A 13078-nucleotide genomic window follows, 5' to 3' on the forward strand; every position below is an offset into this window, starting at 1 on the left:
GTCGGTGCGCACTTCGACGCGGCGCAACCCGAGCAAGAGGCGACCCGGCAGCGGCAACCGGCCGAGCACCCAGGTCCCCGTCGCCGCGAACTTCGAGGCGTCGTAACCCGAGCGAGAGTCGACTCGGCGGCGTAGGCCGACCGAGTACTCAGCTCCTCCTCGGTGCGCTCTTCGACGGGCACAGCCCGCACGAAAGGTAACCGGGAACCGTGTTTCCGGAGCGCGAGCCCTGCCGCCGCCGCGTTCTTCGACGGGGCACGAGCACAGCGACGGGCGAACGTGGCGCACTTGTGGGATTCCGGGCCGGGTCGACTTCCCTAGCGTCGAGCGGGCCGGCATCCGCAGCACCGCGCCCAGGGGGATCGACGAGAATGACGCCCACCCGACGAGCCACGATCCTCCTGGTCGCCGCGGCGGCGACGACCGTCGCGGTAGCCCCGGCGCACGCGGCGCCCACCCGGCGGAATTGGTCCCCGCCACCGCCACGTCCGACCCGGCTGACGCCGGCTTACCCGACCCGGCTGACGCCGGCTGACCCGACCCGGCTGACGCCGGCCGACCCGACCCGGCTGACGCCGGCTGACCTGCCGGCCGACCCGCCCGCCAGCCCGACGTCAGCCGATGCGGCGCGCGACCGATCATCCGACGGTGGCACGCAACCGGCAGCGGTCACACCCAGTACCGCCGGCAGCGTCGTGTTCATCCGGGCCGACAACGTCTGGATCGCCCGCCCGGACGGATCGGCAGCGCGCCGGCTGACGAGCAACGGCACCGCTGCGACGCCGTACCGCTACCCGTCCGAGGACGACGCCGGCACGGTGGTCGCGCTGCGCGGAAACGCGATCACCCGGCTCGATCAGGCCGGTCACGTGCTGGCGAGCTTCGCGGTTCCGACCCCTGGCCTCGGCGTCGACTTCGCCTCGGTCTCCCCGGACGGCAGCACGGTCGCCTATTCGTGGCTCGGCGCGTACACCGACTGCAGCTTCACCCCGTGCCACACCTTCTTCGAGCACAGCCTCGCCTACACGTCGGCGGCGCGCAGCCACCCGATCAGCGGCGGGCCCGGCGACGTCCAATGGGCGAGTTGGGTGACGAACCGCCGTGTGGTCGTCGGTGGCCCGAACGAGGACATCCGCTACACCGATCTCGGCGCGACGAACAGCAGCGAGTGGTACACCGACTGCAACTACTCCGGCTCGACCTGCGCGAGCGACCCGTCCGCCGAGTTCTGGAACCTGTTCCCCGCCGTCAGCAGGCAGGGCGACCGGTATGCGAGCGTGATCGTCAACCTGGACAACAACGGCGGCGGCCCGCGGCAGACCTTCCTCAACGTGCTGAACACGGCGAACTTCGGCACCGCCGACCCGCCGGCCGCACCGACCGCGCGCTGCGTCGTCAACGGGATCGCGACACCGGGTGACTGGCCGGCGTCCACCGACGCGACCGTCCAGACGCCGTCCTGGTCGCCGGACGGACGCTCGCTGGTGACCGCCTTCGAGAACGCTGCGCACCAGTGGCAGGTCTGGCGCGTCGACGTCGGGACGGACGTCACCGACTGCGACTCCTACGCCGGCGGGCCGATCCTCACCGACGCCACGCAGCCGCGCTGGGGCAAGGCGGCACTGCGGATGCCGACGACCACGACGCTGTCGGTGTCCAGCGCCGCACCCGTGTACCAGCACACCCTCACCCTGTCGGCGCGGGTGAACACCACGGCCGCAACGGGATCGGTGCGCTTCCGCGAGGGCAGCAAGGTGCTCGCCACCGTCGCTGTACAAGCCGGTCGGGCAACCTTCCGGACCACCCGCCTCGGCGCCGGGCCGCACAGCCTGAACGCGGTCTACCTCGGCAGCGGCGCCCTGTACGGCTCGACCTCGCGCGCGACGGTCGTGACCGTCCAACCGACCACCCCGCCACGGGGCTGGAAGTTCCACCGGGTCACGTCGACCCGGCTGATCGCGACGAGGCTGGCCGCACGCAGGGCAGTGGACGTCCGGGCCGCGAGACGCAGTCCGGTGCCGTCCACCGCGAAGGGAGTCCTGCTGCGGCTGGTCTTGTCGCACGGCACCGCCACGACGCGCGTCTACGTGTGCCCGCGCCCGCGAACCGGCTCCGGCATCACGCCGCGATCCTGCTGGCCACACGCGATCCGGGCTCGGCACACCGGCAGCTGGTACGGAATCAGCCGCATCGGCCGGCGCTACGACGTGCGGCTCTGGAACCGCACCGGACGGATCAGCGCCCGCCTCTACGTCTACGGCTACTACACGTAGGCCGCCGCCTCAGGATCCGTCGAGGTAGCGCAACACGGCCAGCACCCGCCGGTTGTCGGTGTCCGACGGGGGCAGCCCCAGCTTGGTGAAGATGTTCGCCACGTGCTTCTCGACCGCGCGCTCGGTGACCACCAGCCTGGCGGCGATGCCCGCGTTGGACAGCCCCTCGGCCATCGCCTCGAGCGCCTCGCGCTCGCGGGGGGTCAGCGCGGCGAGCGTGTCGGTGCGCCGGCCGGCGCCGAGCAGTTGCGCGACCACCTCGGGGTCCAGCGCGGTGCCGCCCTGCGCCACCCGGGTCAGCGCGTCCACGAACTCCCGGACGTCCGCTACCCGGTCCTTGAGCAGGTACCCGACCCCGCGGGCCGAACCGGCCAGCAGTTCGGCCGCGTACCTCGTCTCGACGTACTGGGAGAACACCAGCACGCCGAGCTCCGGATAGGTACGGCGCAGTGCGATCGCGGCGCGCAACCCCTCGTCGGTGAACGACGGCGGCATCCTGATGTCGATCACGCAGACGTCCGGCTGGTCCCGGGCGACGAACGCCCGCAGCGCGTCGCCGTCCGGCACCGCCGCGATCACCTCGTGCCCGCGGTCGATCAGCAACTGGGCCAGGCCATCGCGCAGGATCGCGCTGTCCTCGGCGATCGCGACGCGCATCATCGGCTCGCCGTCTGCATCGGCAACTCCACGGTGACGACGGTAGGGCCACCGTCCGGACTGTCGACGCCCAGCCGCCCGTCCACGGTGCGCACCCGTTCACCCAGCCCGGTCAGCCCACTGCCCGCGCCGACGCGGGCACCGCCCCGGCCGTTGTCACTGACCTGGATGCGCAGCGTCCCCGTGACGGTCCGGACGTCGAGCACGGCCCGGGTCGCACGGCTGTGCTTGGCCACATTGGTCAGCAGTTCGGCGGCGCAGAAGTACGCGATCGTCTCGATGGCGGCGGCGGGCCGTTCGGTGATCGCCGTCCGCAAGGTCACCGGGACGGCGCTGTGCGCGGCCAGGGTGGCGAGCGCGGTGTCCAGGCCGGCATCGAGGACGGGCGGGTGGATGCCCCTTGCAAGATCTCGCAGTTCGACGATCGCGTCCTTGGCGGTGGTGTGTGCCGACTCCAGCAGCCGCTGCGCCTCGGCCGGATCGCCGCCCTCGGCCAGCTTCTCCTTGGCCAGCCCCACGTTCATCGCCAACGCCACCAACCGCGCCTGCGTCCCGTCGTGCAGGTCGCGCTCGATGCGCCGTAGCGTCGCGGCCGAGTCGTCCACCGCGGCGGCGCGGGTCTGCTCCAACTCCGCCACCCGCGCGCTCGTCCAGGTCGGCCCGAGCAGCGCCCGCATCGCCACGCGGTCCACGCTCACCGCGCCACGCACGGCCCACGGCGCGAGCAGGAGCAGCACCAGCCCGACCAGCGCGAACAGGGTGATTCGGCCCGGGGTGTCGATGAAGTAGTTGTTCCAGAGCTGCGCGGCGTGATGGCAACCGCCCTGATCATCGGTGTTGCACGGCAGCCAGCGGTACCAGATCCCGTACGACAGTGCCCCCAGCCCGTAGGCGTAGCAGGTCACCGCCACCACGAACGAGGCGATACCGAGCGGCAGCTTGAGCAGCAGGTACAGGCGCGCCCGCCACGCGGTGCCGTCCTTCAGGCACGACCCGATCCAGCCGAACAGGCCGGGGCCGGCCCGGAACCGCGGTGGTGCCGCGATCTGCCAGCCGAGGAAGGCGTTCACGCCCTCGCGCCACTGCCACCCGAGCCACCTGCTGACCAGACCGCTCGCGGCCAGCAGCGGCAGCCCGATGAACGTCACCATCAGGCCGCCGGACACCGACACGGTGACGACCACGAACACGAAGCCGAAGACGCCCTGCGGCAGACCGACGAGCGCGTACAACAACTCCGCCCAGGTGCGCCGGGTGAACAGGGCGGTGAAGAACGCGGGCACGCGGGGACGATCGCTCATCGCAGGGTCAGCCTGCCAGACGTCGTGCGTGTGGATCATGCCTTCAGCCTTCCGGCTCGGCGGGGCGGGCGCGATGGAGCCAACTCGCCGGTCCGCGCTCGTGCTAACCCCACCGTGTCCCGGCCCGGACTGGTGCAACCCGGACAGTTGCACGAGACTGCCAGTAACAGATGATGCTGGGGGACCACATGGCGTACTTCGTGACCGGCGCGACCGGCTTCATCGGCCGGTTCCTGCTGGCCGAACTGCTCCGGCGCGGCGATTCCGACCTCACGATCTACGCGCTGTGCCGCGCCGGATCGCTGCACAAGCTGGAAGAACTCGCCGAGCGCCTCGGGGAAGGCGGTGCCGCCGGCAGCCGGATCGTCCCGGTGATCGGCGACCTGGACTCCGAACTGCTCGGTGTGAGCCAGCAGGACATCGACGCCCTGACCGACCGCGTCGAGCATTTCTTCCACCTGGCCGCGATCTACGACCTCACCGCTGATGCCGACAGCCAGCGGGTGGCGAACGTCGAGGGGACGAGGCACGCCGTGCACCTGGCCGCCGCGATCCACGCCGGGCACTTCCACCAGGTGAGCTCGATCGCGGCCGCCGGGCTGTACCGCGGCACGTTCACCGAGGACATGTTCGACGAGGCGCAGGACGTCGAGCACAACGCGTACTACGCGACCAAGCACGCGTCGGAGGCGGTCGTGCGCACCGAGTGCACCGTGCCCTGGCGCGTCTATCGCCCGGGCGCCGTCGTCGGCCACAGCCAGACCGGCGAGATAGACAAGATCGACGGCCCGTACTACTTCTTCCGCGCCATCCAGCGGTTGCGCGGTGCCGCTCCCGCCTGGGTGCGCGGCGTGGGCATCGAAGGTGGCGAGATCAACCTGGTGCCGGTCGACTACGTCGCCAAGGCGATGGACTTCATCGCGCACCAACCCGGCCTGGACGGGCAGACCTTCCACCTCACCGACCCCGAGCCGCTCACCGTCGGCGGGCTGATCAAGGTGCTGACCAAGGCCGCGCACGCGCCGACGCCGGTACTGAACCTCGACGCGCGAGCACTGGACGGGCTGCCCGCCCGGCTCGCGTCCACGCTGACCAACCTGCCCGGCGCCCGGCAGCTCACCGACCTCGCGCTCGCCGAACTCGGCATCCCGCGCGAAATGTTCGCCTACCTCACCTACCCGACGCACTTCGACTCGACGAAGACGCAGCAGGTGCTGGCCGGCTCGGGCATCACCGTTCCGCCACTTGCCAGCTACGCACAGACGCTCTGGGAGTACTGGGAGCGCACCTACAGCCCGGACCGCCGCAAGGACCGGGCGCTGGCGCGCGCCATCTCGGGCAAGACGGTGATGATCACCGGGGCGTCCTCGGGCATCGGCCGTGCCACCGCGCTTCGGGTCGGCGCCGCCGGTGGGCGGGTGATCCTCGTGGCGCGCGGCCTGGAGAAGCTGGAGCAGACCCGCGCCGAGATCGAGGATGTCGGCGGCATCGCGTACGTCTACCGCGCCGACCTCGCCGACATGAGCGACATCGAGCGGATGGCCAAGCAGGTGCTGGCCGAACACGGTCGCGTCGACGTGCTGGTCAACAACGCCGGCCGCTCCATCCGGCGCTCCATCTCGCTGTCGTACGACCGGTTCCACGACTTCGAGCGGACGATGCAGCTGAACTACTTCGGCGCCGTCCGGCTGATCCTGACACTGCTCCCGGTGATGCGCCGGCCGAGCCCGGACGGCCGCAGGGGCGGGCACATCATCAACATCAGCTCGATCGGCGTGCAGACCAACACGCCGCGGTTCTCGGCGTACGTGGCGTCCAAGGCGGCGCTCGATGCGTTCAGTCGCTGCATCGCCTCCGAGGTGATCGACGACGGCGTGCACCTGACGACGATCCACATGCCGCTGGTGCGCACCCCGATGATCGCCCCCACCAAGATGTACGACCGGTTCCCGGCGATGACCCCGACCGAGGCCGCCGAGATGATCTGCAAGGCGATGATCCGCAAGCCCAAGAAGGTGGGTACCGCGCTCGGCAACGCGGGCGAGCTGCTGTACCAGGTCGCGCCCCGGGGAGTGGACGTCATCCTCAACGCCGGGTACAAGATCTTCCCGGACTCGCATGCCGCCAAGGGCACGGCCGACCGGCCCGCGACGCCGGCCGAGGACCAGCCGACCAGCGAGAGCGTCGCGTTCGCGCACATCCTGCGCGGGGTGCACTGGTGAAACCGCGTCGAATCGGATCTCGGGACCACCCCGAAGAACAGGGTGGATCTCGAGATCCGAGCGGCAAGTTCGCGCCGCGCGCGGCTCTTCGCGCACGCGCTCGTCGTCCGGCGGCTCGCCGATAGGATCGCGCCATGACGACGCGGGTCGGGATCATGGGCGGGACGTTCGACCCGATCCACCACGGCCACCTGGTGGCCGCCAGCGAGGTCGCCTCCCTGTTCGAGCTGGACGAGGTCATCTTCGTGCCGACCGGCGAACCGTGGCAGAAGTCCGAGCGCCGGGTCAGCCCGGCCGAGCACCGCTACCTGATGGCGGTGATCGCGACCGCGTCCAACCCGAGGTTCTGGGTGAGCCGGGTGGACATCGACCGCGAGGGGCCGACGTACACGGTCGACACCATTCGCGACATCGCCGCCCAACGGCCCGACTCGGAACTGTTCTTCATCACCGGTGCAGACGCGCTGGGGCAGATCCTGTCCTGGAAGGACGGCGACCGGGCGATCCGGCTGGCGCACTTCGTCGGCGTGACCCGTCCCGGCTACGAGCTGTCCGCCGAACACCTGCCCAGCGACTCGGTCACCCTGCTCGACGTGCCGGCCATGGCGATCTCCTCGAGTGACTGCCGTGATCGGGTCGTCGCCGGGCACCCGGTGTGGTACCTCGTCCCGGACGGCGTCGTGCAGTACATCAACAAGCACGGGCTCTACCGCGCCGCCCCGTAGACTCGGTGGCCTATGACTGCAACTGACGCCTCGATCGAGCTGGCCCAGGTCGCCGCTCGCGCGGCCGCCGACAAGCTCGCCTCCGACATCGTGCTCATCGACGTCAGTGACCGGCTCGCCATAACCGACGTGTTCGTGATCGCGACCGGCAACAACGAGCGGCAGGTCGAGGCGATCGTCGACGAGGTCGAGGAGCAGCTGCGCCAGGTGGGCGTGAAGCCGCTGCGCCGCGAAGGGCGCCGCGACGGCCGCTGGGTGCTGCTCGACTACGCCGACATCGTGGTGCACGTCCAGCACGCCGAGGAGCGCGTGTTCTACGCGCTCGAGCGACTGTGGAAGGACTGCCCGTTCATCCCGGCCGACGTCGACCAGCCGCCGGCAACCGCTCGGTGAGGCTGATCCTGCTGCGGCACGGACGAACCACCTGGAACGCCGAGCGCCGGTTCCAGGGCCAGGCCGATCCGCCGCTGGACGAGGTCGGGCGCGCCCAGGCCTACGAGGTGGCCGCGCTGATCGCCGCACTGCGCCCGGACGTGCTGGTGAGTTCTGACGCGCAGCGCGCGGCGCAGACCGCCGCGCCGGTCGCCGAGGTCGCCGGCCTGTCGGTGCGCCTCGACCCTCGGCTGCGTGAGCGCTCGCTCGGGCACTGGGAGGGGCTCACGCGCGACGAGGTCGCCGAACGGTTCCCGTCCGAGTTCGCCGACTGGGTCGGCGGTCGCGACGTCAGCAGACGTGGCGGCGAAACCCGCGAGCAGGTCGCGGAGCGCGCGCTCGCCGCGTTCGCCGAACTGCCCGACGTCGCGACCGCGGTACTGGTCACGCACAGCGCCACCGCGATGGCGCTGTGCAACGCGCTGCTGTCCATGCCGCAGCAGGTGCACGTGCTGGGCCCCCTCGCGAACTGCCACTGGAGCGAACTGCTCGCCGAGCACAACGACCACAGCGGCCCGGTCTGGCGGCTGCGCGCGCACAACATCGGCGCGCCCGGTGCGGTGGCGCCGTTGCCGGTGCGGTTGGACGGCTTCAGCGAGGACGCGCCCGACGCCGACGCGTGAGCGGGTGAGCGACGCCACAGGACCCGGCCGCCGCGCGCCCGCCGGCAGAGGGCTAGTGTGCACCTCAGGTGCCCCCGCGCTCGGCGGCGACGGACGGCGGGCGTGGGGCGTGCACCAACGGCACGGGGTATTCTGTGCGACGTGAGCACCGCACGCCGGCTTCTCGGATCGCCGCGCTGAACCCACCGGGTCAGCGCGGCAGAGCCTCTGCGAACCGCAGAGGCTCTTCTTGTGTCCGAAGCAGGCGAACCTCCAGGGAGAGTTGATGAGTTCCACGCCCGGCGAGAACGCGGACGAGATCCCGGCGTTCCGTTACACGGCGCAGTTGGCGGACGCTATCGAGACGTCGTGGCAGGACCGCTGGGAGCGCGAGGGAACCTTCAACGCCCCGAACCCGACCGGCCCGCTGTCCGACGGCTTCGAGCGGGTCGCGATCCGCCCGCACTCCTACGTCCTCGACATGTTCCCGTACCCGTCCGGCGCCGGGCTGCACGTCGGGCATCCGTTGGGCTACATCGGCACCGACGTGTACGCCCGCTACCTGCGGATGCGCGGCGCGAACGTGCTGCACACGATGGGGTTCGACGCGTTCGGCCTGCCCGCCGAGCAGTTCGCGGTACAGACCGGCCAGCACCCGGCCACCACCACCAACGCCAACATGGTGGTGTTCCGGCAGCAACTGCGCCGGCTGGGCCTGGGGCATGACACGCGTCGCTCGATCGCCACGATCGACCCCGGCTACTACCGCTGGACGCAGTGGATCTTCCTGCAGATCTTCAACTCCTGGTACGACCAGTCGGCCGACAAGGCCCGTCCGATCGACGAGCTCATCGCCGAACTGGACGCCGGCGAGCGCCAGCCCGGCGAGGGCACGAACCCGTTCGGGCGCCCGTGGGCGGAGCTGTCCGACCTGCAGCGGCGTCAGGTCGTCGACAACCACCGGCTGGCCTACCGTGCAGAGTCGACGGTGAACTGGGCGCCCGGCCTGGGCACCGTGCTGGCCAACGAGGAAGTGACCGCCGACGGCCGCAGCGAGCGCGGCAACTTCCCGGTGTTCCGCAAGCCGCTGGCCCAGTGGATGATGCGCATCACCGCCTACGCCGACCGGTTGCTGCGCGATCTGGAGTTCATCGACTGGCCGGACAAGGTGCGCACGATGCAGCGCAACTGGATCGGCCGCTCGACCGGTGCGCACATCGGGTTCGAGTCACCCGCCGGGCGCATCGAGGTGTTCACCACCCGCCCGGACACGCTCTTCGGCGCCACCTACATGGTGCTGGCACCGGAACACCCGATGGTGTCCGCGCTGACCGCACCCGCGTGGCCGGACGGAGTCTCCGAGAGCTGGACCGGTGGCTTCGGCACGCCCGCCGAGGCGATCGCCGACTACCAGGCGCGATCGGCCCGGGTCTCGGAGCTGGAGCGGCAGAGCGGTGAGGCGAAGGACAAGACCGGCGTGTTCACCGGTTCGTTCGCGACGAACCCGGTCACCGGCGTCGCGATCCCCGTGTTCGTCGCCGACTACGTGCTGATGGGGTACGGCACCGGCGCGATCATGGCCGTGCCCGGACAGGACGAGCGCGACTGGGCGTTCGCCGAGAAGTTCGACCTGCCGATCGTCCGTACCGTGCAGCCGGGCGAGGGCTTCGACACCGAGCACGGCAAGGCGTTCACCGGTGACGGGCCGGCCATCAACTCCAGCTCGGCCGAACTGAGCCTGGACGGGCTGGACGTCGCCGCCGCCAAGGCGAAGATGATCGAGTGGCTGGAGACCAACGCGCACGGCCGCGGGGCGATCACCTACCGATTGCGGGACTGGCTCTTCAGCCGCCAGCGCTACTGGGGCGAGCCGTTCCCGATCGTGTTCGACGAGACCGGCCTGCCGATCGCGCTGCCCGACGAGCTGCTGCCGGTCGAGCTGCCCGAGACCGATGACTTCTCGCCGAAGTCGTTCCCGCCCGAGGACGCCGCCTCCACGCCCGAGCCGCCGCTGGGCCGGCTGACCGAGTGGGTCAACGTCGAGCTGGACCTGGGCGACGGCGTCAAGACGTACCGGCGCGAGACGAACACCATGCCGAACTGGGCCGGATCGTGCTGGTACGAGCTGCGCTATCTCGATCCCACCAACGCCGAGCGGTTCGTCGACCCGGCGGTGGAGCACTACTGGATGGGCCCCACCGCCGACCGGCCGCTGGGCGGTGTCGAGCTGTACGTGGGCGGTGTGGAGCACGCCGTGCTGCACCTGCTGTACGCGCGGTTCTGGCACAAGGTGCTGTACGACCTGGGCTACCTGTCCTCGGCCGAGCCGTATCACCGGCTGGTGAACCAGGGCATGCTGCAGCTGCCCGCGTACACGAACGCCGACGGGTTCTACGTCGAGGCGGCCCAGGTCACCGAGAGCGACGGGCACTTCTTCTACCAGGGCGAGGAGGTTACCCAGGAGTTCGGCAAGATCGGCAAGAGCCTGAAGAACGTGGTCACCCCCGACGAGTTCATCGCCGAGTTCGGTGCCGACACGTTCCGCCTGTTCGAGATGTTCAGCGGACCGCTGGAGCAGTCCCGCCCCTGGGACGCCAAGGCCATCGTCGGGCCCTACCGGCTGCTGCAGCGCATCTGGCGGGTGGTGGTCGACGAGCAGTCCGGCACTGCGCACGTGTCCGACCGCGAGATCCCGGAGCAGCTCAATCGCCTGCTGCACAAGGCGATTCACGCGGTCCGCGAGGGCTACGAGTCGCTGCGCTTCAACACCTCGATCGCGCGGATCACCGAGCTGAACAACGCGGTCACCCAGGCCTACCCGAACGGCGGAGCGCCGCGGGAGCTGGCCGAGGCGCTCGTGCTGATGATGGCGCCGTTGGCCCCGCACATCGCCGAGGAGCTGTGGGCGAAGCTGGGCCACGAGTCCTCGCTGGCGTGGGACGCGTTCCCGGTCGCCGATCCCGCGCTGCTGGTCGACGACACCGTCGAGGTTCCCGTGCAGGTGAACGGCAAGCTGCGTGCGGTGCTGCAGTTACCGGCCGATGCCGACGCGGCGACGATGGAGCAGGCTGCGCGCACGGACGAGAAGGTGATCGCCGCGCTCGACGGGCGCGAGGTGCGCCGCGTGGTCGCGGTGCCCGGCCGGCTGGTCAACTTCGTCATCTGACCCGATCGTGCAACCCGCTGCGTCCTGGCGGCTCAGGAAATCGCACGATCGGGTCAGCACTGTTTCTGTGCGCTCAGCGACGAGCTGATCACCACCGTGCCGCCGCCGGTGGTGTGCACGTCGACGTGCTCGTTGTCCGCGCTCGGCGTGACGCAGGTGCCGATCGGCCCCGTCACGGTGAGCCACTTGAACCAGCGCAACCGCAGGTGCACGGTCATCGCCTCGGGGGCGTACACCTCGATGCGGTCGGGGTACTGCCGTACCAGCCGCGCCGGCGCCTCGGCGATCGAGGTGGCGCCGTCGACCAGGTAGAGCGTCCAGTCCGCGTTGTGCCAGATACGTCGCAGGTACGGCAGGCCGGTCGCGACGAGGTCGCGTTCCTGCTCGCCGACCGTGGTGAGCGCGGTGTCCGGGATGGCCACGTACTGCACGGCCTCGCTGCGCAGGAAATCGCGGTACGTCTGCACCGTCGGCCGCCCGTCGAAGAACACGTGCTCGTTCAGTTCGGTGTCGACCTGGCGCAACCAACCGCGGGCGAGCGGCACGCTCTTGGCGAGCAGCGCGGCGTCCCAGTGGCTGGACTGTTCCGGCGTCTCGACGCGGCCGGTCAACGGGCCGTGCGAGTTGATCTGGTCGACGAGCGGCTGGTAGTAGGCCTGCCGGCTCGCCTGTTCACCCCACAGCTGCGGGATCTCCGGCGACACCGGCGGCTGGATCACGACCGCGATCACCGCCAGGCCGGCCGTCGCCCACCGTCCCCACCGGGAGAACGCGATCACGCAGGGGATGCCGAACAGCAGCCCGAGCCGGATCGCGTTGCTGCCGATCTGGCTCGGCACCACCCACGCGATGAGCACGACCACCAGGCTGATCGCCGTGCCGAGCCGCAACGTGCGGTGTTGCCGGGGCACCACGAGCAGCACGAGCGCGCCGCCACCGAGCGCGCGAACCGCCATCGACCACTGGAACTGCTGCAGCGAACCGTCGGCGAAGACGAGCGAGATGATCGCCGACGGGATCGTCGAGCTCATCGCGAGCAGCACCGCGTCCAGCCGGCGCTCGCGCTTGACGAACAGCGCCAGCGCGACGATCCAGAGTTCGAGCGTGACCACCGGGCTGGCCGCCCCGGCGAGAGCGCCCAGCACGATCGCGGCCGCCCGCCGCGCGAGGCCGGGGTCCTTCGCGGCGATGCACACCGTGGCCCCGAGCGCGCAGGTCAGCCCGACCTGGAAGGTCACCCGGCCCACCGCGACGTCGGCGAGCTGGCACACCGCGACCGCGACGGCGGCGGCAGTCAGGTGCGGCGCCTTCGCGTACTGCAACAGCCGGGTGGTGAGGATGCTGCCGATGATCGCGGCGGCGACGCCGAGCAGCCGCACGCCGACCACCGAGGCCACCCAGGGCACCCACAGCGAGTAGCCGAGGCTCAGCGTCCCGCCGAACCAGCGGAAGTCGACCGGGGTGAGGGCGTGGTCGCGGGCGAAGTCGGCGCGCGCCATCTGCGCGGACAGGTCCTGGCCGGTGAGCTTGGAGAGCAGGAACAGCACGGCCAGCGCGGACGCGACGACGCCGGCAACGACGACGGGTCGCCTGGCGAGGGCGCCGTCCGGCTGCGGGCGCGCGCCGAGGCCGTACGCGAAGGTCCCCGCCACCTGTGAAGTATTTCAGCAACCGCTGACAGCGTGCGGGTAGCCTGGGCG

General features: G+C 70.7%; 9 protein-coding genes. 6 read left to right on the forward strand and 3 right to left on the reverse strand.

The features are described from left to right. Positions 1-371: 371 nt before the first annotated feature. The gene (locus M6B22_RS17850) at positions 372-2273 is read left to right on the forward strand and encodes an Ig-like domain-containing protein (protein WP_269442924.1); all 1902 of its coding nucleotides are present in this window, start codon (positions 372-374) and stop codon (positions 2271-2273) included. A gap of 9 nt (positions 2274-2282) precedes the next feature. Here M6B22_RS17850 and M6B22_RS17855 read toward each other — a convergent pair whose 3' ends face one another. Further along, positions 2283-2930 carry a response regulator transcription factor gene (locus tag M6B22_RS17855; protein ID WP_331459819.1) on the reverse strand — a complete coding sequence of 216 codons (648 nt, stop codon included), beginning with the start codon at positions 2928-2930 and terminating at the stop codon, positions 2283-2285. After that, on the reverse strand, positions 2930-4270 hold the full coding sequence (locus tag M6B22_RS17860) for a sensor histidine kinase (RefSeq protein ID WP_269442926.1): 1341 nt from the start codon (positions 4268-4270) through the stop codon (positions 2930-2932). Before M6B22_RS17860 ends, M6B22_RS17855 begins: the two co-directional genes overlap by 1 nt. Before the next feature lie 149 nt (positions 4271-4419). Between M6B22_RS17860 and M6B22_RS17865 the strand changes: the two genes are divergently transcribed. From M6B22_RS17865 to leuS, 5 genes are all read left to right on the forward strand, one after another. Continuing rightward, positions 4420-6453, forward strand: coding sequence for an SDR family oxidoreductase (locus M6B22_RS17865; RefSeq protein ID WP_269442927.1), 2034 nt, complete (start codon positions 4420-4422; stop codon positions 6451-6453). A gap of 134 nt (positions 6454-6587) precedes the next feature. Next, the gene (gene nadD / locus M6B22_RS17870; RefSeq protein ID WP_269442928.1) at positions 6588-7178 is read left to right on the forward strand and encodes a nicotinate-nucleotide adenylyltransferase; all 591 of its coding nucleotides are present in this window, start codon (positions 6588-6590) and stop codon (positions 7176-7178) included. 12 nt (positions 7179-7190) lie between these two features. Then, complete coding sequence (gene rsfS, locus M6B22_RS17875; protein ID WP_269442929.1) at positions 7191-7571, forward strand: ribosome silencing factor; 381 nt, start codon at positions 7191-7193, stop codon at positions 7569-7571. After that, positions 7568-8233 (forward strand): histidine phosphatase family protein, encoded by a 666-nt coding sequence (locus M6B22_RS17880; RefSeq protein ID WP_269442930.1) that lies wholly within the window; start codon positions 7568-7570, stop codon positions 8231-8233. The genes rsfS and M6B22_RS17880 overlap by 4 nt, the downstream gene beginning before the upstream one ends. 265 nt (positions 8234-8498) lie before the next feature. Continuing rightward, positions 8499-11378 (forward strand): leucine--tRNA ligase, encoded by a 2880-nt coding sequence (gene leuS, locus M6B22_RS17885; protein ID WP_269442931.1) that lies wholly within the window; start codon positions 8499-8501, stop codon positions 11376-11378. A gap of 53 nt (positions 11379-11431) precedes the next feature. On the opposite strand, the gene M6B22_RS17890 is transcribed toward leuS, so the two are convergent. Next, positions 11432-13030: a hypothetical protein gene (locus tag M6B22_RS17890; protein WP_269442932.1), complete on the reverse strand. Its 1599-nt coding sequence runs from the start codon at positions 13028-13030 to the stop codon at positions 11432-11434. Positions 13031-13078 lie beyond the last annotated feature (48 nt).

The organism is Jatrophihabitans cynanchi, assembly GCF_027247405.1.
In the GTDB taxonomy this organism is placed as follows: domain Bacteria; phylum Actinomycetota; class Actinomycetes; order Mycobacteriales; family Jatrophihabitantaceae; genus Jatrophihabitans_B; species Jatrophihabitans_B cynanchi.